Source organism: Kineosporia sp. A_224 (assembly GCF_002198655.1).
Lineage (GTDB): Bacteria > Actinomycetota > Actinomycetes > Actinomycetales > Kineosporiaceae > R-H-3.
Map to the genome: position 1 here is coordinate 25,044 of NZ_MWLN01000163.1, position 21,155 is coordinate 46,198.

Below are 21,155 nucleotides of genomic sequence, written 5' to 3' on the forward strand. Positions count from 1 at the left end.
GCGCCGCTCAGGGCGCGTAGTGCGCCAGCGGCTGCGACCTGAGCAGCCCGCGCAGGTCGTCGAGGGTGCCGGTGACGGTGCCTGCGGCCCGGGCCTGGACGAGCGCGTTGCCGAGCGCGGTGGCCTCGACCGGGCCGGCGACGACAGGGCGGCCGGTGGCCCGCGCGGTGAGCCGGCACAGCACCGTGTTCAGGCTGCCGCCGCCGACGACGTGGACGACGTCGACGTCGCGGCCGGAGAGCCGCACGGCGTCCTCGACGGCCCGGCCGTAGGCGGCGGCGAGGCTGTCGAGGATGCAGCGCACCAGCGCCGGGCGGCCCTCCGGGAGGGGCCGGCCCGACGCGGTGCAGAGTGCGCCGATCCGTGCCGGCATGTCGCCGGGCGGCAGGAACACGGGGTCGTCGACGTCGACGACGGGGCCGCCGTCCGGCACGTCGGCCGCAGCGGCGAGGATCCGCGCGAGGTCGGTCGGCGAGCCCTGCCGGTCCCACGTGCGCAGGGACTCCGACAGCAGCCACAGGCCCATGACGTTGCGCAGGTAGCGGACCCGGCCGTCGACGCCGCCCTCGTTGGTGAAGTTCGCCGCGCGGCTCTCGTCGGACAGGACCGGCCCGGCCAGCTCGACGCCGACGAGCGACCAGGTGCCCGAGGAGATGTAGGCGAACCGTTCGCCCGCCGCCGGGACGGCGACCACCGCGGAGGCCGTGTCGTGCGACCCGACGGCGACGACGGGGGTCGACGCGGGCAGCCCGGTGGCCTCGGCGACGTGCTGCAGCAGCGTGCCGACCGTCTCGCCGGGCCGGACGAGCGGCGGGAGCGCCGACGACGGCAGGCCGAGCCGGTCGGTGAGCGCGAGGTCCCACTCCCCGGTGCGGACGTCGAGCAGCCCCGTCGTGGACGCGTTCGTCGCCTCGGCCCGGGCGGCCCCGGTGAGCCAGTACGCGAGCAGGTCCGGCACGAGGAGCAGGGACCGCGCCCGGGCGAGCCGGGCCGGGTCCTCGGCGGCGAGCTGGTAGAGGGTGTTGAACGGGAGGAACTGCAACCCGTTGCGGCCGTAGAGCTCGGTGTGCGGCACCCGGACGTGGACGGCGTCCACGCCGCCGCCGGGGCGAGTCGTCCGCTCGTCGCGGTAGCAGTAGGGCGTGCCGAGCAGCGCGCCACCGGCGTCGAGGAGCCCGTAGTCGACGGCCCAGGAGTCGATCCCGATGCTGTCGACCCGCTCGCCGCCGCCGAGCCGGTCGGCGACGGCGCGCAGCCCGGCGAGAATCTCGGCGAAGAGCCGGACGACGTCCCAGTGCAGCGCCGGGCGTCCGCCGCCGGACCCGTTCTCCCACAGCGGGGCCGGCTCGTTGCCGAAGCGGTGGACCTCGTCGAGCGCGACCCCGCCGGGGCTGACCCGGGCGAGCATGACGCGCCCGCTCGAGGCGCCGAGGTCGACGGCGACGTGGACGCTCATGCTCGCCCCTCCTCCGGCCCGCCGGCTCAGCGCAGGAAGGCGGCGGCGACGCCGGCGTCGACGGGCACGTGCAGGCCGGTCGTGTGGGTGAGGTCGCCGCCGGTCAGGGCGAAGACGGCGTTGGCGACGTGCTCGGGCAGCACCTCGCGCTTGAGCAGCGTCCGCTGCGCGTAGAAGGCGCCGAGCTCCTCCTCCGGCACGCCGTACACCGCGGCGCGGTTGGCGCCCCAGCCGCCGGCGAAGATCCCCGAACCGCGCACGACCCCGTCGGGGTTGATCCCGTTGACCCGGATCCCGACCTCGCCGAGCTCGGCCGCGAGGAGGCGCACCTGGTGCGCCTGGTCGGCCTTCGCCGCACCGTAGGCGACGTTGTTCGGCCCGGCGAAGAAGGCGTTCTTGCTCGAGATGTAGACGATGTCGCCCGCAGTCCCGTCCGGGCCGGCCGGGCTCCTGCCCTGCGCCGTCATGACCCGGGCCGCCTCCCGGGAGACGAGGAACGAGCCCTTCGCCATGACGTCGTGCTGCAGGTCCCAGTCCCGCTCGGTCGTGTCGGCGAGCGGCTTGCTGATCGACAGCCCGGCGTTGTTGACGACGAGGTCGACCCCGCCGAACGCGAGGCACCCGGCGGCGAAGGCCGCCGCGACGTCGGCGGCGCTCGTCACGTCGGACCGGACGGCGACCGCGACGTCCGAGGCCTTCAGCGCCTTCGTCCCCGCGGCGATCTCGGCGGCGACGGTCTGCGCGGCGGCCTCGTCGAGGTCGGCGACGACGACGCACGCGCCCTCGGCGGCGAGCCGGTGCGCGATCGCGCGACCGATCCCGGAACCGGCCCCGGTGACGAGCGCGACCCGGGCCGCGAGCGGCTTGGGCCGGGGCATCCGGGCGAGCTTGGCCTCCTCGAGGGCCCAGTACTCGATCCGGAACTTCTCGCTCTCCTCGATCGGCGCGTAGGTGGACACCGACTCAGCGCCGCGCATGACGTTGACCGCGTTGACGTAGAACTCGCCGGCGACCCGGGCGGTCTGCGCGGTGGCCCCGAAGGAGAACATCCCCACGCCGGGCACGAGGACGACCGCCGGGTCGGCGCCGCGCATCGCGGGGCTGTCCGGCGTCGCGTGCCGGGCGTAGTAGGCCGCGTAGTCCTCGCGGTAGGCCGCGTGCAGCTCGCGCAGCCGGGCGACGGCGTCCTCGAGCGGCGCGGTCGCGGGCAGGTCGAGGACCATCGGGCGGACCTTGGTGCGCAGGAAGTGGTCCGGGCAGGAGGTGCCCAGCGCCGCCATCGCGGCGAGCTTCTCCCGCGAGCAGAGGTCGAGGACGACTCCTGAGTCGGTGTAGTGGCCCACGACCCGGGCGTCGGTCGAGGCGAGGCCACGGATCACCGGCGCCAGCGCCGCGGCGCGGGCGTGCCGCTCCGCGGGCGGCAGCGCCTCGAAGCCGGGCACGACGGCGCCGAACGGCTCGACCGTCCCACGCTCGGCGAGGAAGGCCGCCGCGGTGGCGATGATGTCGAGGCTGTTCGCCTCGCACTGCTCGCTCGTCGCGCCCCACGCGGTGATCCCGTGCCCGCCGAGGACGCAGCCGATCGCCTGCGGGTTCGCCTCCTTGACCGCCGCGATGTCGAGCCCTAGCTGGAAGCCCGGCCGCCGCCACGGCACCCAGACGACCCGATCGCCGAAGCACTCCTCGACCAGGGCCTCGCCGTCCGCGGCCGTCGCGAGCGCGATCCCGGAGTCCGGGTGCAGGTGGTCCACGTGCGCGGCGTCCACGAGGCCGTGCATCGCGGTGTCGATGCTCGGCGCCGCACCGCCGCGGCCGTGCAGGCAGAAGTCGAAGGCCGCGACCATCTCGTCCTCGCGGTCGACCCCGGGGTAGACGTCGACGAGCGCCCGCATCCGGTCCAGCCGCAGCACCGCCAGCCCTGGCTCGGTGAGGGTCCCGAGGTCACCCCCGGACCCCTTGACCCACAGCAGCTCGACGGGCGCACCGGTGACCGGGTCGACGTCCGTGCCCTTCGCCGAGGTGTTGCCCCCGGCGTAGTTCGTGTTCGCCGGGTCTGCCCCGAGCCGGTTCGAGCGGGCGACGAGGTCGTCGACGGGACGGGTCGTGCTGGGCATCGCAGGCTCCGGTTCTTTCGCATAAGTCGTTCCCCCGCGGCAGGCGACCGCGGGGGCAGGCGGTCGAGGACGCCGCTACGCCCCCCAGCCGGCCTGGGTGCCGCCGACCCGGTCGGCGGCGATCTTCTCCAGGTAGCCGCTCTCCCCGAACGCCTTCTGCGGGTCGGCCGGGAGGCCGCGCTCCTCGCGCCAGGCGGCCAGCGCGGGGCGGACGTCGGTCCAGAAGGCGTCCATGAAGATCTCGTTCGCGGCGAGGACGTCGTTCGCGTCCTGGGCCGCCTCGAGCGCGGCGCGGTCGAGCAGCAGCGCCTTCGCCGTCGCCTCCAGCACGTTGAGCACCGACCGGATCTGGCCCGGGATCTTCGCCTCGATGTTGTGGCACTGGTCGAGCATGAGCGCGACGCCGCTGCCGGCGTCCAGCCCGCCGCCGCGGACGACCTCGACCATGATTCGGTACAGTTGGTACGGGTCCGCCGCCCCCACGATGAGGTCGTCGTCCGCGTAGAACCGCGAGTTGAAGTCGAACGACCCGAGCTTCCCCAGCCGCAGCAACGTCGTGACGATCTGCTCGATGTTCGTCCCCGGCGCATGATGCCCGGTGTCCAGGCACACCATCGCCCGGTCCCCCAGCGCCAGCACGTGCGCGTACGCCGTCCCCCAGTCCGGGACGTCGGTCGAGTAGAACGCCGGCTCGAAGAACTTGTACTCCAGCACGAGCCGCTGCTCCGGGCCGAGGGCTGCGTAGATCTCCGCCAGCGAGGTCGCGAGGTTGTCCTGCCGGCGCCGCAGGTCGTTCTGCCCCGGGTAGTTCGCCCCGTCGGCGAGCCAGATCTTCAGGTCGCGCGACCCGGTCGCGTGCATGATCTCGATGCACTCCAGGTGGTGCTCCACCGCCGCGCGCCGGGCGCCGGGGTCCGACGACGTGAGCGAACCGAACTTGTACGCCTCGTCCTGGAACGTGTTGCTGTTGATCGTCCCCAGCCGGACGCCGAGATCCTCGGCGAGGGCCCGCAGCGCGGCGTAGTCGTCGACCGTGTCCCACGGGATGTGCAGCGCCACCGACGGCGCGGCACCGGTGTACGCGTGCACCTGTGCGGCGTCCGCGAGCTTCTCCTGCACGGTCCGAGGGGTGCCGGCGGACGGCCAGACCCGGAAACGCGTCCCGGAGTTCCCGAACGCCCACGACGGCAGCTCGATCGCCACCGTGGAGAGGGTGTCCAGGACGGCGGCAGGCAGATCGGCCATGTCAGTGCTCCGAAGGGGTCGTGGGGGCGGGGAGCCGGGACAGCTGGTCGTCGAGGTTGAAGACCTCGCGCAGGAGGAGGAACCCCTCGTCGGGGCCGCGGCCGTCGAGCCCGACGAAGAAGCCGGCCATCTCGGCCTGCCAGCGGGCGTTGACCTCGGTGGCCGCCATCGCGGCCTGCGCGGCCGCGAGGTCCGGGCTCTCGACGTACCCGACGAGCAGGCCGTCGTCGCGCAGGAAGAGCGAGTAGTTGCGCCAGCCGGTGGCGGCGAGGGCCCGGAGCATGTCGGGCCAGACCCGTTCGTGCGCAGCGGCGTACTCCTCGAGCCGGTCCGGGCGGACCTGGAGGAGGAAGCAGTACCGGTTCACGGGCGAGCCCTTTCGGCGGGCCGGTCGCCGGTGCCGCCCCGTGGGCGGCACCGGCGCCGGGTCTGTCCCAGCGGTCAGAAGGTGAACTGGTCGACGTTCTCGGCCGTGAACTCCTGCGGCGGGCCCACGATCGCGACGCCGTCGCCGTCGACCGTGTAGTCCTTGTCACCGGCCTTGAAGCCGGCCTTCGGGTCGCCGCCGCTGGCCTTGACGCCGGCCGCGTAGACGCCGAGGTAGCCGAGCATGCCCGGGTCCCACAGGCCGAACGACTTCACGGTGCCGTCCTTGACGTACGCCTTCATCTCGCTCGGCAGGCCGAGCCCGGTCACCTGGACCGTGCCCTTGTACTTCGACCCGCTGATGTACTTCGCGGCCGCGGCGACACCGACCGTCGTCGGGCTGATGATGCCCTTGAGGTTCGGGTGCGACTGCATGAGGGCCGCCGCCTTCTCCGCGGACTTCGCGGCGTCGTCGTCGCCGTAGACCGTGTCGACGAGCTTGAGCTCGGGGTGATTGGCCGCCAGCTCGTCCTTCATGATCTTGATCCAGGCGTTCTGGTTCTCGGCCGTGGCCGCCGCCGAGAGGATCGCGATCTCGCCGCCGCCGGAGCCGACGGCCTTGGAGATCCAGTCGACCTGGGACTTGCCGATGAGGTCCGGCGTCGTCGGCTTGACCATGACGCTGCGGGCCGAGGTGTCGGCGACGTCCGCGTCGTACGTGACGACGGCGACGCCGGCGTCCTGGGCCTTCTTCAGCGCCGGGACGACGGAGTTCGCGTCGGCCGCGGAGATGACGAGCGCGTCGTACTTCTTCTGGATGACCGTGTTGATGAACTGCAGCTGGGCGGCGCCGGTCGCCTGCGTCGGGCCGATCTGCTCGCACTCCGCCTTGATCTCGGCGCAGGCCTTCTGGGCGCCGGCGTACGCGGCGTCGAAGTAGGGGATGTTGATGGCCTTGGGGAGGATCGCGATCTTCAGGCCCTCCTTGACGGCGCCCGCCGTGGCGGCGGGGGCGGAGGCGGACTCGCTGGGCGCCGCGGCGCTGGACGACGAGCCCGCGCCGGCGCTGGAACCGCCGCCGCAGGCCGCCAGCGAGGCGGCCGCGACAGCGAGGAACGCCACGAGACGGAGACGGGTGGGACGCATCTGCACTCCTTGGGAGACGGTGACTGCGCTGTGCTGGTCGTGCGGTGCTGGTGGTGCAGCGGTGCAGGTCGTGCGGCGGTGCAGGTCGTGCGGCGGTGCGGGCGGTGCGCTTCCCCGGCGGGGAAGGGTCAGGGGGTGGCGGCCGCGAGCACGCGGGACCGCCGCTCGCGGAAGGCGCTCCAGCGCTGGGCGACCACCGGGATGACCACGGAGGCGAGCAGCAGGCCGCCGGTGATGATCGTCAGGGCGTTCCCGGGGACGCCCTGCAGCTGCAGGAGCGAGCGGACGCTGCCGAGGAAGAGCACGGCGCTGACGACGCCCCACATCGTCCCGACGCCGCCGAAGATCGAGACGCCGCCGAAGAGCACCGAGGCGATGACCGCGAGCTCGAAGCCGAGCGCGCCGTCCGGCCGGGCGCTGGCGAACCGCAGGTCGTAGACGATGCCCGCGAGCCCGGCCACCGCGCCGGTGACGACGAAGAGCCGGAACTTCAGCCGTGCCACCGGGATCCCGGCGAACCGGGCCGCCTCGACGCTCTGGCCGACGGCGAAGACCCAGCGCCCGGTGCGGGTCAGGTGCAGGACGACACCGAACGCGACCGCGAGGACGACGAGCAGCGGCGTCACGTACGGCAGCGGGGTGCCGGGGATCGAGGAGAAGCCGAGGTTCGTCCAGCCCGCCGGGAAGTCCGCGACGGTCGTGTCGCCGAGCAGGGCGTAGCACAGGCCCCGGTACAGGCCAAGGGTGCCGATCGTCACCGCGAGCGAGCCGAGCCCGAGCCGCGTCACGAGGAAGCCGTTCACCGCGCCGCAGACGACACCGGTACCGACGGCCGCGAGGACCGCGACCGCCATCGACCCGGAGGCCTGCCACGCCCAGCCGAGGACGCAGCCGGCCAGCGCCGCCGTCGACGCGACCGACAGGTCGATCTCCCCGGTCATGATGAGGAACGTCATCGGCAGCGCGATGAGCATGATCTCGCCGATGTCCTGCAGGACGAACCCGAGGTTCGAGCCGCCGGCGAAGTCCGGGTCGATGACCGCACCGACCGCGACGGTGACGACGAGCAGGACGAAGACCGAGCGGTCCCAGCTGAGCACGCGGCTCATCGGACGACCTCCGTCGTCGTCGCGCCCTCGTGGCCGGCGCGGTCCGCGCCGTCCCTCGGCGGGTCCGGTACGGCTCCCGCGTGCTCGCGCCGGTGCCGGGCGGCCTCGACGCGCGCCGACCGCTCGCGCCGCAGGAGCACGATCCGGTCGGCGGTGATCGCCACGAGCAGGAGCAGACCGTTGATCGCCTGCTGCCAGAACTCGGGCACCGAGAGCGCGCTGAGCGAGACGCCCATCGTCTTGAGGAGCATCGCGCCGAGGAGCGCGCCGAGCACGGTCCCGGAGCCGCCGAAGATGTCCACGCCGCCGACCACGCAGGCCGCGACGACGGGCAGCTCGTACCCGATGCCGGCGTTGGAGTCGACACCGCCGAACCGGGCGAGGAAGAGCACCCCCGCGCCCCCGGCGCAGGCGCCGCTCACCATGTACGCGAGCAGCGTCCGCCGGGCGACCGGGATGCCGACGAGCTCGGCCGCGGGCGGGTTGCTCCCGACGGCGTAGAGGTCGCGCCCCGACCGGCGGGTCCGCAGGAAGACGCCACCGACCGCCGCGGCGAGCAGGCAGACCCACATGAGCCACGGGACGCCGAGGAAGCCGGTGACCCCGAAGCTCACGACCGAGGCGGGGAGCTGGTCGGCGTTGATCCGGGTGCCGCCGGTGAGCAGCGCCTGGACCCCCTGGAAGACGTAGAGCGTGCCGAGGGTGACGACGAGCGCGGGCAGCCGGAGGAACGCGACGAGCGCGCCGTTGACGAGCCCGGCGACGACGCCGACGACGACCCCGACGAGCAGCGCCACGAGGAGCGAGCCGCCGGTGTCGCCCCTCACCGCGGAGCCGGCCATGAAGGCGGACAGCCCGAGCACCGACCCGACGGACAGGTCCACGTGCCGCATGACGAGCACGAAGGTCTGGCCGACGGCCATGAGCCCGGTGATCGCGATCGCGACGAGCAGGTCGAAGCGGCCCTGGTCCGAGAGGAACCGCGGGTTGACGGCCGTCGTCACCGCGAGGACGACGACCAGCGCACCGGCGACCGGCGCCTCCCGGCCGGCGAGCACCCGCCGCAGCCCGCCGTTCACGCGGCGCTCCCCTCGCCCGCGACCGACGCCTGGCCGGTCGCGGCGAGCATGACCCGCTCCTGGGTGGCCTCGCCGCGGTCGAGCGTGGCCATGAGCCGGCCCTCCCGCATGACGAGGACCCGGTCCGCCATGCCGAGCACCTCCGGCAGCTCGCTGGACACCATGAGGACGGCCAGCCCCCGGCCGGCCTGCTCGGACAGCAGCCGGTGCACCTCGGCCTTGGTGCCGACGTCGATCCCGCGGGTCGGCTCGTCGACGACGAGCAGCCGGGGGTCGGTGGCGAGCCACTTGGCGAGCACGACCTTCTGCTGGTTGCCGCCCGACAGCCGCTCGACGGGCTGGTCGAGGCCGCCGTGGCGCAGCTGGAGGCGCTGCGCCCAGTGCGCCGCGAGCTCACGCTCGGCCCGTTCCCGGACGACGCCGCGGCGGGCGAGCCGGGAGAGCACGACGACGGCGGTGTTCCTGGCGACCGAGGCCGGCATGAACAGGCCCTGCTGCCGGCGGTCCTCGGGGACGAGCGCGACGCCGCGGGCCAGGGCGGCCCGCGGGTCGGCGGGCGGCAGCGGGCTGCCGAGCACCTCGACCGAGCCGCTGTCGTAGCGGTCGATGCCGAAGACGGCCCGGACGACCTCGCTGCGCCCGGAGCCGACCAGCCCCGCGAACGCGACGATCTCGCCCGCCCGGACGTCGAAGCTCACGTCGTCGAAGACGCCGTCCGTCGTCAGGCCGCGGACCCGCAGGACGACGTCGCCGGGGGTGGTCCCGGTCTTGGGGAACAGGTCCGTGAGCTCGCGGCCGACCATCCAGCGGACGACCTCACCGGCGTCGGTGCCCGCGACGGGGCAGGTGCGGACGGTCGCGCCGTCCCGCATGACCGTGAGCCGGTCGCACAGCGCGAAGACCTCGTCGAGCCGGTGGCTCACGAAGACGACGGCCGCGCCGCCGTCCCGCAGCCGGCGGGCGACGTCGAGGAGCCGCTCGGACTCCGACGCGGACAGCGCCGCGGTCGGCTCGTCCATGACGATGACCCGGGCGTCGGTGGACAGCGCCTTGGCGATCTCGACGATCTGCTGGTCGGCGATCGACAGCCCGCGGGCCGGCCGGTCCGGGTCGAGGTCGACACCGAGCTGGCCGAACAGCACCGCGGCGTCACGCCGCATCCGGCCCAGTCGACGGCGCCGCGGCCGGTGACCGGCTGCCGCCCGATGAAGACGTTCTCCGCGAGCGAGAGGTCGGGGAACAGGCTCGGCTCCTGGTAGATCACCGCGACGCCCTGCTCCCGGGAGCGCCGGGTGCTGCCCTGCTCGAAGGGCCCGCCGCCGATCGTCACCTCGCCGGAGTCGGTGCGGTGGACGCCTGCGAGCACCTTGAGCAGCGTCGACTTGCCCGCGCCGTTCTCGCCGAGCAGGGCGTGCACCTCGCCGGCGAACAGCTCGAGCGAGGCGTCGCGGAGGGCCTGGACACCTCCGAACGCCTTCGCCGCACCACGCACGCGGACGAGCGGCTCTGCGTCGACCACCCTGTGACCCACCTCTCGTGAAACCTTTCAGAGCGGTGACTCTAAGAGGCGCGTTTCCCGGGCGTCAAGACCGCGTTACCGTGTCGTGACCGAGGTTGCGCGACCGACATCGGCCGCTCCGTCCGAGAGCGCTTCCAGTCCACGGCAGTGCCTGTCGCGCGTCCGGGGACGGCGACGGGCCGCCGAGGTGCATACTGCGCACAGACGGCGGACCGCGCCCCCGCCGTCCGTCTGGGACGTTTCAGACGCATCGATTCGGAGGTTGCCGTGTCCCCGCCCGGGATCAAGGACGTCGCTGCCCGCGCGGGCGTCTCGGTCGGCACGGTCTCCAACGTCCTCAACCGCCCCGACCACGTGGGCGCCGCCACCCGCGCCCGCGTCGAGCAGGCCATCGCCGACCTCGGGTTCATCCGCAACGAGTCGGCGCGCCAGCTGCGTGCCGGGCGCAGCCGGACGATCGCCTACGTCCTCCTCGACGCCGGCAACCCGTTCTTCTCCGACGTCGCCAAGGGCGTCGAGGAGGCGGCCCGCGCGGCCGGTCTCGCGCTGTTCCTCTGCAACAGCGACCAGGACGCCCGCCGGGAGGACGACTACCTCGACCTGCTCCTCGAGCAGCGCGTGCGCGGCGTCCTCGTGACCCCGGTCGATCCGGACGGCGACCGGCTCGCCGCGCTGCCCGGCCGCGGCGTCCCCGTCGTCCTGCTCGACCGCGCGCAGCACGGCGGGTTCGAGGGCTGCAGCGTGTCCGTCGACGACGTCGAGGGCGGCGAGCTCGCGGTCGCCCACCTGCTCGAGCTCGGTCACCGCCGGATCGCGTTCGTCGGCGGCCCGATGGGCATCGTCCAGGTGCGCGAACGGCTCCAGGGCGCCCGGGCCGCCCTCGCCGCGGTGGGGCTGCCCGCGGACGCGCTCACCGAGATCGTCACCGAGGGCCTGACGGTCGGCGAGGGCCGCAGCGCGGGCGAGCGGATCACCGGCATGCCGGCCGGCCGCCGCCCGACGGCGGTCTTCTGCGCGAACGACCTGCTCGCCCTCGGTCTGCTCCAGCAACTGACGCGGTTCGGGGTGGCGGTGCCGGACGACGTCGCGATCGTCGGCTACGACGACATCGAGTTCGCCGCCGCGGCCGCCGTCCCGCTGACCTCGGTGCGCCAGCCCCGGCACCAGCTCGGCCGGACCGCCGCGGAGCTGCTCCTCGAGGAGGACGCCGCGGCCAACGGCGGCCCGCCCCACACCCACCGCCAGGTCCAGTTCAGCCCCGACCTCGTCGTCCGCGAGTCCACCCGCAGCCGCAGCGCCCCCTGCTTCCGGTGGTGGACCGCAGCGCCTCGCTCCTGCNCGCAGGGCGACACTCGTCGCCCTGCGCGTCGACAGACGATGATCAAGCACAGGTGGACGAGGTCCTCCCACGCCTACCCGCCGACCTTCGCCGCAGCGCCGTTCGCCGACGCCGCCGCCGACGCCGCCGCGGTCGTGCTCGTGGCCTCCTCCAGCGCCTTGACCTGGCTGGTCAGCCGCGCGATGAGCGGCAGGAGCGAGGCGCTGCGGTCCACCACCGGAAGCAGGGGGCGCTGCGGCACGCCACGGAGGCCGTCCTTGCGAGCCTTCGCACCCTCGAAGTCCGTGACCACGGCAGCGGCCGCCGACTGGTCGAAGGTCGTCGCCTCGTCGAGGTCGATGAGGTCGCCGTAGCAGTCGCCGAACTTCGCGCCGACCTCACGGGCCTGACCGGCCAGCTCCCCGAAGTTGTAGACCCTCGGCACGAGTGCGCAGACGGCGGCGACCAACGCCCCACCGGCGACGAGCAGGCGGATCCAGACCGCGGAGGTCTCCGTGGCCACCGGCCAGATGGACAGGCCGGTGAGCGCCCCGACGACGCCGGACATGATGGCCCAGCCGTCCGCCTGACGCTGCTTGCGTTCGGCATAGCGTGGGAGCTCGCGCACCCAGTACTCGGCGCTCGCCCGGCACCCGGCGATCCGCGCCTTCGTGATGGGGACTGCAGGTTGCTGCACGGTCGGTGCTGTGTCGCTCATGACGATCTCCCGGTTAGGGGTCGCCCGTGACGCGCGGGTCCGCACGCCCTTGCGGCCCGCCTTCCATGATCGTTCCGTCGCGTCCGGCGGCGCCCGGGCCGTTCGTCGTCGGTGTCAGCGGGTGCGGGACCAGAACTGGTGGATGTGGCGGTCGACGACCGTCGCGGCGGTGTCGCCGTCACCCCTGCGCAGGGCGGTGAGGATGGCGGCGTGCTGGCGACGCAGGCCGGCGGACGTCGTGCGCCAGTCGGGCAGGCGGGGGACGGCGTCGAGGACGTAGCCCTCGATGGCCTCCCGGAGCGAGGCCATGACGACGTGGACGACGACGTTGCCGGCGGCCTCGGCGAGCGCGAGGTGGAACGCGGTGTCCAGGTGGTGGAACTGCTCGGGCGACAGGTCCGTGCTCTTCATCGCGAGCAGGAGGTCCTCGGCCGGGGCGAGGAGCGCGGCACCGTCGGGTCCGGCCGCGACCCGGCGGCCGAGGCGGCGCATCGCCGCGGACTCGAGCAGCGCCCGGGTCTCGACGAGGTCGGCGATCGGCAGACCCTCGGTGGCGACGTGGATCCGCATCGCGGCACCGATCGCGACGCCGGGCCGGGCGACGACGACGGCACCGGAGTCCCGGCCCTGGCCGCCGGTCGTCTCGACGACGCCCAGCGCCTCGAGCACCTTGAGCGCCTCCCGGACCGACGGCCGGCTCACCCCGAGCTGCTCGGCGAGGCCGCGCTCGGGCGGGAGCCGGTCTCCCGGGCGCAGCCGGCCCGAGGTGAGGAGCTCCTCGACCTGGCGCAGGATGACCTCGTACGTGCGCGTCCGTTCCACCGGCCGCAGCAGCGGGTCGTCGGTCATGGACGCAGGCTAACGCTTCCGCTCCTCCGGACAGACCGCTACCTTGGTCTGACCATTGCCCGGGCGTGCCGGTGCCGGCCGCCGCCCGCCCAGGTCGAGGAGGACCATGCGGATCGCGCTCTTCGCCACCTGTCTCGCGGACGCGATGTTCCCCCGCGCCGCGCAGGCGACGGTCGTCCTCCTCGAGCGGCTCGGCCACGAGGTGGTGTTCCCCTCGGGGCAGACCTGCTGCGGCCAGATGCACGTGAACACCGGCTACCAGCGCGAGGCGCTGCCGGTCGTCGAGCACCACGTCGACGTCTTCGAGACGGCGTTGCGGCCGCGCGCGCAGGGCGGGGACGGCGTCGAGGCGGTCGTCGCGCCGTCCGGCTCGTGCGTCGGGTCGGTGCGCCACCAGCACGCGGTCGTGGCCCGGCGGATGGCCGAGCAGGGCCGCGCCGACACCGGGCTCGCCGCCCGGGCCGAGGCCGTGGCTGCGAAGACCTACGAGCTGAGCGAGCTGCTCGTCGACGTCCTCGGCGTCACCGACGTCGGCGCCCGCTACCCGCACCGGGTCACCTACCACCCGACCTGCCACTCGCTGCGGATGCTCCGGGTGGACGACAAGCCGCTGCGGCTGCTGCGCGCCGTCCACGGCCTCGACCTCGTCGAGCTGCCGGACGCCGAGCAGTGCTGCGGCTTCGGCGGCACCTTCTCGGTGAAGAACGCCGACACCTCGACGGCGATGCTCGCGGACAAGATCCGCGCGGTGCAGACGACCCGCTCCGAGGTCGTCACCGCCGGGGACTCCTCGTGCCTCATGCACATCGGCGGCGGGCTGTCCCGGCTGCGGGTCGGCACGAAGACCGTGCACCTCGCGGAGATCCTCGCGGGCGAGGGCTGGGAGGCGGCGCTGTGACGACGTTCCTGGGGATGCCCGGCCTGCCCGTCGCCACCGAGCGCGGCACGCTGCGCGGCCCGGACACCTTCCCCGTCGCCGCCCGCAGGGCCCTCGCGGACACCCAGCTGCGCAAGAACCTCGGGCACGCGACGTCGACGATCCGGGCCAAGCGCGCACGGGTCGTCGGCGAGCTCGACGACTGGGAGGAGCTGCGCGCCGCGGGCGCCGCGATCAAGGCCGACGTCATGGCCCGCCTGCCCGAGCTGCTCGTGCAGCTCGAGGAGAACGTCACCGCCCGGGGCGGCCACGTGCACTGGGCCCGGGACGCCGACGAGGCGAACCGGATCGTCCTCGACCTCGTGCGCGCCGCAGGCACCCCGGACGACCCGGTGACGAGCGTCGTCAAGGTGAAGTCCATGGCGACGCAGGAGATCGGCCTCAACGAAGCGCTCGCCGAGGCCGGCATCGCCGCCGTCGAGACCGACCTCGCCGAGCTCATCGTCCAGCTCTCCGACGACACCCCGTCGCACATCCTCGTGCCCGCGATCCACCGCAACCGCGCGGAGATCCGGCAGATCTTCCTCGACCACATGCCCGACGTCGACCCCGGCCTCACCGACGAGCCGCGGGTGCTCGCGATGGCCGCGCGGGCGTACCTGCGGCGCACGTTCCTCGCGGCGCGGGTCGCGGTGAGCGGGGCGAACTTCGCGATCGCCGAGACCGGCACCCTCGCCGTCGTCGAGTCCGAGGGCAACGGCCGGATGTGCCTGACCCTTCCGCAGACCCTCGTCACGGTCATGGGCATCGAGAAGCTGCTGCCGACCTGGCGCGACCTCGAGGTGTTCCTCCAGCTGCTGCCCCGCTCGTCGACCGGCGAGCGGATGAACCCGTACACGTCGATGTGGACCGGTGCACCGAGGACCTCGGACGGCGCGCCCGACGGGCCGCAGGAGTTCCACCTCGTGCTCCTCGACAACGGCCGGACGGCGACCCTCGCCGACGAGGCCGGCCGGCAGGCGCTGCACTGCATCCGGTGCTCGGCGTGCCTCAACGTGTGCCCGGTCTACGAGCGCACCGGTGGGCACGCCTACGGCTCGGTGTACCCGGGCCCGATCGGCGCCGTCCTCACCCCGCAGCTCGCGGGCATGCACGGCCACGGCGCGGACGCCCCCGCCGGCGGCGACCCGGTCGACAGCCTGCCCTACGCGTCGTCGCTGTGCGGGGCCTGCTTCGACGCCTGCCCGGTGCGCATCGACATCCCCTCGATGCTCGTGCACCTGCGCGCCAAGCACGTGGAGACCGCGCAGGCGCAGCGTCGGGTGCCCGGCCTGCCGGCGAGCGCGGAGAACGCCGCGATGTCCGCGGCCGCCTGGGTCATGCAGGACGCCGGCCGGTTCTCGTTCGCGGAGAGGGGGTTGCAGCTCGGCCGGCTGCTCGCGCGGGACGGCCGGATCCGCAGCCTGCCACCCCCGCTGTCGGCGTGGACGACGTCCCGCGACGTGCCCGCCCCGCCCGCCGAGACGTTCCGCAAGTGGTGGGCCCGCACGAGGGGGGACCGGTCGTGACGACCTCCGCCCGGGACGAGGTCCTGCGCAGGATCCGGACGGCACTGGGCCGCACCGGGGGCGCGGCCCCGCAGCCGTCGCCCGTCCCACGCGACTACCGGACGTCGCTCGGCCAGGAGCCCGGCGCCCCCGGGCTGCTCGACCTGCTCGTCGACCGGCTCGTCGACTACAAGGCGACCGTCCACCGCTGCGCCCCCGACGCCGTCGGCGCCACGGTGGCCGCCGCCCTCGCCGCGCGCGGTGCCCGCCGGCTCGCCGCGCCGTCCGGACTGCCGGCCGGCTGGCTCGCCGCGGCGGACGTCGAGACCGTCACCGACGGCGCGGCGCAGGACGGCGGGGCCCTCCCGGTCGCGACCCTCGACGCCGTCGACGGCGTCGTCACGGGCTGCGCGGTCGCGGTCGCCCAGACCGGCACGATCGTCCTCGACTCCTCCCCCGACTGCGGCCGGCGGGCCCTGACGCTCGTGCCGGACTACCACCTGATCGTCGTCCGGGCCGACCAGGTCGTGGGCTCGGTCCCCGAGGCGCTGCCCCGGCTCGACCCGGACCGGCCGCTCACCTGGGTGAGCGGCCCGTCGGCGACGAGCGACATCGAGCTCGACCGGGTCGAGGGGGTCCACGGCCCGCGCACCCTCGTCGTCGTGCTCGTCGAGGGCTGAGACCGGCCGCGGGGGCGGCCGAACGGGTGGACCAGCACCGACATGCGACCTTTGATTCGCGCATCAAAGATCAGTCCAGTAGTCTGGTGGTCAGCGAGGGGAGTACTCCCACGCGCCGTCCCGGTCATCACGGTCCTGCCATCAGGACCCCGGGCGGCGGCCCGCACGGCGTGCGGGTGGAGGAGACCTCGGTTGGGTGCGTCGTCCCCGCGACGTCCGACCTGAGGAGATCCGCCTCCGTGCAGTCCTTCCTGCCCGCCCTGTCGCCGTGGCTCGGCGCCGAGCAGACCGGCACCGCCGCCGACCCGGCGAACGTGGGCACCCCGATGCTCTGGGCCGTGACGATCGGGGCCGTCGTCCTCCTCGTGGCCCTGGACTTCCTCCTGACCCGCCGCCCGCACGAGGTCTCCACCAAGGAGGCCGCGGGGTGGTCGATCTTCTACGTCGCCCTGCCGCTGGCGTTCGCCGGCTGGGTGTGGTGGCACTGGGGCTCGGCCCGCGGCACGGAGTTCATCACCGGCTACCTCGTCGAGAAGTCCCTGAGCGTCGACAACCTCTTCGTCTTCATGCTCCTGCTCGGCGCCTTCGCGGTGCCCGCCGCGCTCCAGCAGCGCGTGCTGCTGTTCGGCATCGTCGGCGCGCTCGTCCTGCGCGGCGTGTTCATCGCCGCCGGCGCGGCGGCCCTCGAGCGCTTCACGATCACCTTCCTCGTCTTCGGCGGCATCCTCCTCGCGACCGCGGTGAAGGTGTACCGCGACGCCCGCAGCGGGCACGACAAGGAGGTCGACGTCTCGCAGATGAAGTCGGTGCGCTTCATCCGCCGCTTCTTCCCGGTGACCGACGACTACCAGGGCACGAAGATGGTCGTCCGGCAGGCGGGCCGGCGGGCCCTCACCCCGCTCGCGCTCGTCGTCGTCGCCGTCTTCGCCACCGACGTCGTCTTCGCCGTCGACTCCGTGCCCGCGGTGTACGGCGTCACCGACGACCCGTACCTCGTCTTCGCGACGAACGCGTTCGCCCTGCTCGGCCTGCGCGCGCTCTACTTCCTCCTCAACAGCCTGCTCAGCCGGCTCGTCCACCTGGGGTACGGCCTCGCGATCATCCTCGGCTTCATCGGCGTCAAGCTCGTCCTGCACTGGGCGCACAAGGAGTGGGCGTCCGTGCCGGAGGTCCCGACGCTGCTCAGCCTCTTCGTCATCCTCGGCATCCTCGCCACGGTCACCGTGACGAGCCTGCTCGCGACCCGTGGCCGCACGGACGACGGGTCGCACGGGGACGGCCACGCCGAGCACGGCACCGGACCCGCCGCGGACGTCGACACGGTCGTCGAGTCCGCCCCCCGGCAGGGCTGACCGGCGCTCCGACCCACCCGCCACCCCCGCTCGTGACCCCGATCACGCGCGGGGGTGGCGGCGTCGGTTACCGGTGCGTACCGTGACCGACGGGCCGCACCGACCGAACGGCCTGGACACGCCACGAAGGAGTGACGCATGATCCACCGCAGCCCGCTGCCGGACGTCGACATCCCCACGACGACGCTCACCGACTACGTGCTGGCCCGTGCGGCCGAGCTCGGCGACAAGCCGGCGCTCATCGACGGCACGAGCGGTCGGACGCTCACCTACGCGGCGCTCGCAGGCGGTGTCCGTGCGCTCGCCGGCGGCCTCGTGGCCCGGGGGTTCGCCCCCGGCGACGTGCTGGCCCTGCTGTCGCCGAACATCCCCGAGTACGCGGTCGTCTTCCACGGTGTCGCCTACGCCGGCGGGGCGATCACGACGATCAACCCGACGTACACCGAGCGCGAGATCCACCACCAGCTCGTCGACGCCGGGGCGAAGATCCTCGTGACCGTCGCGCCGTTCTTCGAGGCCGCACGCAAGGCGGCCGAGGGTACGGGAATCGGCCCGGACGACATCTACGTGATCGGCGACGCCGAGGGCGCCCAGCCGTTCACCGCACTGCTCGGCGCCCCGCTCGCGGAGCAGGTCCCGGTCGACCCGGAGAGCACTGTCGTCCTGCCCTACTCCTCGGGGACGACGGGCCTGTCCAAGGGCGTCATGCTCAGCCACCGCAACCTCGTCGCGAACATCGCGCAGGTGCTCGGCCCGGCCGAGATGCGCGAGGACGAGACGCTCGTGGCCGTCCTGCCGTTCTTCCACATCTACGGCATGCAGGTCCTCATGAACTGCGGCCTGCGGGCCGGTGCCACCGTCGTCACGCTGCCGCGGTTCGACCTCGAGCAGTTCCTCTCGGTGCACCAGGAGTACGGGGTCACGCGGTCGTTCGTGGCGCCGCCGATCGTCGTCGCGCTCGCCAAGCACCCGCTCGTCGACAAGTACGACATGAGCAAGCTCGAGCAGGTGTTCTCGGGGGCCGCTCCACTGTCGGCCGAGCTCGCCGTCGAGGCGGGCGCCCGGCTCGGCTGCGAGGTCGTCCAGGGCTACGGGATGACGGAGCTGTCGCCGGTCTCGCACCTCACCCCGGTCGGCATGTTCAAGCCCGGCTCCGCGGGGATCACGGCGCCCAACACCGAGATGCGCATCGTGGACCCGGCCGGCGGCGAGGACCTCGGCGTCGGGGCGGACGGCGAGATCTGGGTCCGCGGACCACAGGTCATGAAGGGCTACCTCAACAACCCGCAGGCGACGGCCATCACCCTCGACGAGGACGGCTGGCTGCACACCGGCGACATCGGGCACGTCGACGAGGACCACCACATCTTCGTCGTCGACCGGCTCAAGGAGCTCATCAAGTACAAGGGCTTCCAGGTGCCGCCGGCCGAGCTCGAGGCGCTTCTCCTCACGCACCCGGCGGTCGCCGACGCGGCCGTCGTCGGGCTGGACGACGAGGAGGCGGGCGAGATCCCGGTCGCCTACGTCGTCCTCAAAGCGGGCCAGGAGGTCACCGCCGAGGAGGTCCAGGAGTTCGTCGCCGGGCAGGTCGCGCACTACAAGCAGATCCGTCGGCTGCACTTCATCGACGCCGTCCCGAAGTCCGCCTCCGGGAAGATCCTGCGGCGCATCCTCAAGGAGCAGGCCAAGGGCTGACCCGTCGGCCCGGGTGCGGCACCGGCCGCACCCGGGCACCGGTCACGCCAGGTGCAGGTCGTGCTCCGCGAGCGCGGCCTCGACGACCGCCAACGCCTTGGGCCCCATGCCGTGCAGCTGCGCCAGCCGCTGCCGGGGCTGCCCCGCGAGCTGTTCCAGGCGCGTGAAGCCGGCGGCCGCCAGGGCCCGGGTCGCGGGGCGCACCCACCTTCGGGAGGTCGTTCAGCGACGACGCCATGGCGACACGGTAGCGACGGCCGCGCAGGACGCCTCCGGGACGGCCCCGCCGACGAGAGAGCGCGCGGCAGGTCCGGTGGGGACCTGCCGCGCGCTCGTCGTTCTCACCGCGCCGGGACGCGGACGGTTCAGTGCGCCTCGTCGTACGCCTGGAGGATCTGCGCGGAGACGCGACCGCGGTCGCTCACCTCGTAGCCGCTCTCGCGCGCCCACGACCGGACCTCGGCGAGGTCGGCCTTGGCGGCCGGCGCCGCACCGTTCTTCTTGGGCGCGGCCGCGCGGCGGGCCGTGGACCGGCCGCCGACGCGACGGGCGTGACCGACCCACTGGGCCAGCGCGTCGCGCAGCTCGGTCGCGTTCGACTCGGAAAGGTCGATCTCGTAGCTCACGCCGTCCAGCGAGAAGCTGACGGTCTCGTCGGCCTCGCCGCCGTCGATGTCGTCGACGAGAATGACCTGGACCTTCTGGGCCATGGAAAGTTCTCCAGAGTTTGTGTGAGATGAATCCCCCGCCTAAGGCGAATATTGGACCCTTTCCCGGGCCCGTGTCAAAATTTTGTCAACTCGTACTTCGGTTAGCGGAATGGAAACCCCGCATTCTCGCGGGCGACGTCTTCTTGTGGTCGGCGCGCGGGTGACAATTCCCCGGCCCGACGGCCGGGGAAATGCGCGTGATGAAGTCCCTACTTCGAGTGACGACCAATCCGCGGCCGATCTTCGTCACAGTCGTCGACACGTCGGTCATTGAATTGTCGACCGTCGCCGGGACACTTCACGCAGAGGCCGTCACGGGCCGACGGCCGCGTCGCGGAAAAGGCCTCGAAACCCGCGGGACTCGCCTTCAGCCGGCACTTCAGCCGGCCGCGTCGCGCCGCGCGGCGGCGTCCTGCTCGGCGTCGATCCTGGCCTGGGCCAGGCGTTCCCGGCGGTCGGCCTGGAGCATCGCCCGGATCCCGATCCAGAAGATGAACAGGACCCCGGCGCTCGGGAGGACGGCGAGCAGGAACTTCAGCACGTCACCAGAATACGGACCTGCGGCCGGCCCGGCGCACCGGGAGCGGCGCCGGTCAGAACATTCCTGCGCCGCCCGGCGACGTCAGCACGAGCATCGCCGCGAGCGCGGCCAGCGCCAGCAGCACGGCGAGCGCCGAGAGCAGGACGGACCGGCGGCGGCGCACCGGCCGCCCGGGGCTGCCCGGCGTCGTCGGCGGCACTGCCGGAACGGTTTCGTCCGGGTCGTCGTTCGGCCCCGTCCGTCCGGCGGGGACGTCGGAGCGGGTCGCGACCGGCCGCGGACGGAGCCGGTCCCCCCATTCGCGGCGGCGCGCGTAGACGACGAGGTCCGCGCAGTCGTCGAGGGCGGCACGGAGCAGGTCGGCGTCGGCCGGGCGCTCCGCCGGGTCCCGGGCCAGCGCCCGGCGCAGCAGCGACGTCAGCGGTGCCGGCAGGTCGGCCAGGTCGCCAGGCGGCTGCGCGCGCCGCTGCCGCAGCGTCTCGGCGTCGACGTCCGCCTCACCGGGCAGCATGTGCGGGGGCCGGCCCGCGAGCATCGTCCAGAGCCCGGCGGCGAGCGCGTAGACGTCCGAGGCGGGTGTCGCCGGCCCGCCGGCGAGCAGCTCGGGGGCGCGCAGCACCGGCGGCAGGCCGTCGCCGTGGAGCAGCCCGGCCGCGTGGTCGTCCGCGAGCCGGGCCGCGAGCGTCGAGCAGAGCGCGAGCGACTCCTCGGCCGGCTGCGGCTGCTCGCCGCCCGGCCGGGCCGCGAGCGCAGCGAGCCATCCGGTCGCACGGCCGACGTCCACGTCACTCCCCCGGGTGATGCGGCCCGAGCCGGGCCGAAGATCGAACCGGA

20 protein-coding genes and 1 pseudogene are annotated in these 21,155 nt (G+C 73.6%); 7 read left to right on the plus strand and 14 right to left on the minus strand.

Annotated features, from left to right (window positions below; genetic code table 11):
- Positions 1 to 7: 7 nt before the first annotated feature.
- The 8 genes and pseudogenes from EDJALFJO_RS14705 to EDJALFJO_RS14740 all read right to left on the minus strand — a co-directional run bounded on the left by EDJALFJO_RS14705 (position 8) and on the right by EDJALFJO_RS14740 (position 9,947).
- Positions 8 to 1,456 (minus strand): rhamnulokinase family protein, encoded by a 1,449-nt coding sequence (locus EDJALFJO_RS14705; RefSeq protein ID WP_088286484.1) that lies wholly within the window; start codon positions 1,454 to 1,456, stop codon positions 8 to 10.
- 26 nt (positions 1,457 to 1,482) lie between these two features.
- On the minus strand, positions 1,483 to 3,570 hold the full coding sequence (locus EDJALFJO_RS14710) for a bifunctional aldolase/short-chain dehydrogenase (protein WP_088286486.1): 2,088 nt from the start codon (positions 3,568 to 3,570) through the stop codon (positions 1,483 to 1,485).
- A 75-nt stretch (positions 3,571 to 3,645) separates the two neighbouring features.
- Positions 3,646 to 4,815, minus strand: a complete 1,170-nt coding sequence (rhaI, locus tag EDJALFJO_RS14715) for an L-rhamnose isomerase (RefSeq protein WP_088286488.1) — start codon at positions 4,813 to 4,815, stop codon at positions 3,646 to 3,648.
- Between the two features lies 1 nt (position 4,816).
- Positions 4,817 to 5,182 carry an L-rhamnose mutarotase gene (locus tag EDJALFJO_RS14720; protein ID WP_088286490.1) on the minus strand — a complete coding sequence of 122 codons (366 nt, stop codon included), beginning with the start codon at positions 5,180 to 5,182 and terminating at the stop codon, positions 4,817 to 4,819.
- A gap of 74 nt (positions 5,183 to 5,256) precedes the next feature.
- Entirely contained in the window at positions 5,257 to 6,327 is a 1,071-nt protein-coding gene (locus tag EDJALFJO_RS14725) for a substrate-binding domain-containing protein (protein ID WP_088286520.1), read from the minus strand.
- Positions 6,328 to 6,455: 128 nt separating this feature from the next.
- The gene (locus EDJALFJO_RS14730; RefSeq protein WP_088286492.1) at positions 6,456 to 7,436 is read right to left on the minus strand and encodes an ABC transporter permease; all 981 of its coding nucleotides are present in this window, start codon (positions 7,434 to 7,436) and stop codon (positions 6,456 to 6,458) included.
- Positions 7,433 to 8,515 carry an ABC transporter permease gene (locus EDJALFJO_RS14735; protein ID WP_088286494.1) on the minus strand — a complete coding sequence of 361 codons (1,083 nt, stop codon included), beginning with the start codon at positions 8,513 to 8,515 and terminating at the stop codon, positions 7,433 to 7,435. The genes EDJALFJO_RS14730 and EDJALFJO_RS14735 overlap by 4 nt, the downstream gene beginning before the upstream one ends.
- Positions 8,512 to 9,947: pseudogene (locus EDJALFJO_RS14740) on the minus strand (sugar ABC transporter ATP-binding protein). The gene EDJALFJO_RS14735 and the pseudogene EDJALFJO_RS14740 overlap by 4 nt, the downstream one beginning before the upstream one ends.
- Between EDJALFJO_RS14740 and EDJALFJO_RS35005 the strand changes: the two are divergent.
- On the plus strand, positions 9,864 to 10,055 hold the full coding sequence (locus tag EDJALFJO_RS35005) for a hypothetical protein (RefSeq protein WP_198950310.1): 192 nt from the start codon (positions 9,864 to 9,866) through the stop codon (positions 10,053 to 10,055). The pseudogene EDJALFJO_RS14740 and the gene EDJALFJO_RS35005 sit on opposite strands and share 84 nt — an antisense overlap.
- A gap of 246 nt (positions 10,056 to 10,301) precedes the next feature.
- The coding region (locus tag EDJALFJO_RS14745) for a LacI family DNA-binding transcriptional regulator (RefSeq protein WP_233149870.1) at positions 10,302 to 11,372 on the plus strand (1,071 nt) is incomplete at its 3' end.
- 74 nt (positions 11,373 to 11,446) lie between these two features.
- On the opposite strand, the gene EDJALFJO_RS35635 is transcribed toward EDJALFJO_RS14745, so the two are convergent.
- Positions 11,447 to 12,070: a hypothetical protein gene (locus EDJALFJO_RS35635; RefSeq protein ID WP_233149871.1), complete on the minus strand. Its 624-nt coding sequence runs from the start codon at positions 12,068 to 12,070 to the stop codon at positions 11,447 to 11,449.
- A gap of 114 nt (positions 12,071 to 12,184) precedes the next feature.
- The gene (locus tag EDJALFJO_RS14750) at positions 12,185 to 12,919 is read right to left on the minus strand and encodes a FadR/GntR family transcriptional regulator (protein WP_088286496.1); all 735 of its coding nucleotides are present in this window, start codon (positions 12,917 to 12,919) and stop codon (positions 12,185 to 12,187) included.
- A 106-nt stretch (positions 12,920 to 13,025) separates the two neighbouring features.
- On the opposite strand from EDJALFJO_RS14750, the gene EDJALFJO_RS14755 reads away from it, so the two are divergent.
- From EDJALFJO_RS14755 to EDJALFJO_RS14775, 5 genes are all read left to right on the plus strand, one after another.
- Positions 13,026 to 13,817 carry a (Fe-S)-binding protein gene (locus EDJALFJO_RS14755; protein WP_088286498.1) on the plus strand — a complete coding sequence of 264 codons (792 nt, stop codon included), beginning with the start codon at positions 13,026 to 13,028 and terminating at the stop codon, positions 13,815 to 13,817.
- Positions 13,818 to 13,831: 14 nt separating this feature from the next.
- A complete protein-coding gene (locus EDJALFJO_RS14760) occupies positions 13,832 to 15,364 on the plus strand; it encodes a lactate utilization protein B (RefSeq protein WP_088286525.1) in 1,533 nt (510 codons plus the stop codon).
- Entirely contained in the window at positions 15,361 to 16,023 is a 663-nt protein-coding gene (locus EDJALFJO_RS14765; protein ID WP_088286527.1) for an LUD domain-containing protein, read from the plus strand. The genes EDJALFJO_RS14760 and EDJALFJO_RS14765 overlap by 4 nt, the downstream gene beginning before the upstream one ends.
- A gap of 326 nt (positions 16,024 to 16,349) precedes the next feature.
- Positions 16,350 to 17,375, plus strand: coding sequence for a TerC family protein (locus EDJALFJO_RS14770; RefSeq protein ID WP_088286529.1), 1,026 nt, complete (start codon positions 16,350 to 16,352; stop codon positions 17,373 to 17,375).
- 138 nt (positions 17,376 to 17,513) lie between these two features.
- Positions 17,514 to 19,070, plus strand: coding sequence for a 4-coumarate--CoA ligase family protein (locus EDJALFJO_RS14775; protein ID WP_088286500.1), 1,557 nt, complete (start codon positions 17,514 to 17,516; stop codon positions 19,068 to 19,070).
- A gap of 42 nt (positions 19,071 to 19,112) precedes the next feature.
- On the opposite strand, the gene EDJALFJO_RS14780 is transcribed toward EDJALFJO_RS14775, so the two are convergent.
- The 4 genes from EDJALFJO_RS14780 to EDJALFJO_RS14790 form a co-directional block, all read right to left on the minus strand.
- Positions 19,113 to 19,274, minus strand: a complete 162-nt coding sequence (locus EDJALFJO_RS14780; protein ID WP_198950307.1) for a hypothetical protein — start codon at positions 19,272 to 19,274, stop codon at positions 19,113 to 19,115.
- Between the two features lie 161 nt (positions 19,275 to 19,435).
- Complete coding sequence (locus EDJALFJO_RS14785; RefSeq protein WP_088286504.1) at positions 19,436 to 19,780, minus strand: Lsr2 family protein; 345 nt, start codon at positions 19,778 to 19,780, stop codon at positions 19,436 to 19,438.
- A gap of 379 nt (positions 19,781 to 20,159) precedes the next feature.
- Complete coding sequence (locus EDJALFJO_RS35010; RefSeq protein WP_198950308.1) at positions 20,160 to 20,321, minus strand: hypothetical protein; 162 nt, start codon at positions 20,319 to 20,321, stop codon at positions 20,160 to 20,162.
- A 52-nt stretch (positions 20,322 to 20,373) separates the two neighbouring features.
- On the minus strand, positions 20,374 to 21,105 hold the full coding sequence (locus tag EDJALFJO_RS14790; RefSeq protein WP_088286506.1) for a hypothetical protein: 732 nt from the start codon (positions 21,103 to 21,105) through the stop codon (positions 20,374 to 20,376).
- Positions 21,106 to 21,155 lie beyond the last annotated feature (50 nt).

Coding starts and splice junctions, on each gene's coding strand:
- EDJALFJO_RS14705 (WP_088286484.1), bottom strand. CDS start 1,456: ATGAGCGTCCACGTCGCCGTCGACCTCGGCGCCTCGAGCGGGCGCGTC.
- EDJALFJO_RS14710 (WP_088286486.1), bottom strand. CDS start 3,570: ATGCCCAGCACGACCCGTCCCGTCGACGACCTCGTCGCCCGCTCGAAC.
- rhaI (WP_088286488.1), bottom strand. CDS start 4,815: ATGGCCGATCTGCCTGCCGCCGTCCTGGACACCCTCTCCACGGTGGCG.
- EDJALFJO_RS14725 (WP_088286520.1), bottom strand. CDS start 6,327: ATGCGTCCCACCCGTCTCCGTCTCGTGGCGTTCCTCGCTGTCGCGGCC.
- EDJALFJO_RS14730 (WP_088286492.1), bottom strand. CDS start 7,436: ATGAGCCGCGTGCTCAGCTGGGACCGCTCGGTCTTCGTCCTGCTCGTC.
- EDJALFJO_RS35635 (WP_233149871.1), bottom strand. CDS start 12,070: ATGAGCGACACAGCACCGACCGTGCAGCAACCTGCAGTCCCCATCACG.
- EDJALFJO_RS14750 (WP_088286496.1), bottom strand. CDS start 12,919: ATGACCGACGACCCGCTGCTGCGGCCGGTGGAACGGACGCGCACGTAC.
- EDJALFJO_RS14755 (WP_088286498.1), top strand. CDS start 13,026: ATGCGGATCGCGCTCTTCGCCACCTGTCTCGCGGACGCGATGTTCCCC.
- EDJALFJO_RS14760 (WP_088286525.1), top strand. CDS start 13,832: ATGCCCGGCCTGCCCGTCGCCACCGAGCGCGGCACGCTGCGCGGCCCG.
- EDJALFJO_RS14770 (WP_088286529.1), top strand. CDS start 16,350: ATGCTCTGGGCCGTGACGATCGGGGCCGTCGTCCTCCTCGTGGCCCTG.
- EDJALFJO_RS14775 (WP_088286500.1), top strand. CDS start 17,514: ATGATCCACCGCAGCCCGCTGCCGGACGTCGACATCCCCACGACGACG.
- EDJALFJO_RS14785 (WP_088286504.1), bottom strand. CDS start 19,780: ATGGCCCAGAAGGTCCAGGTCATTCTCGTCGACGACATCGACGGCGGC.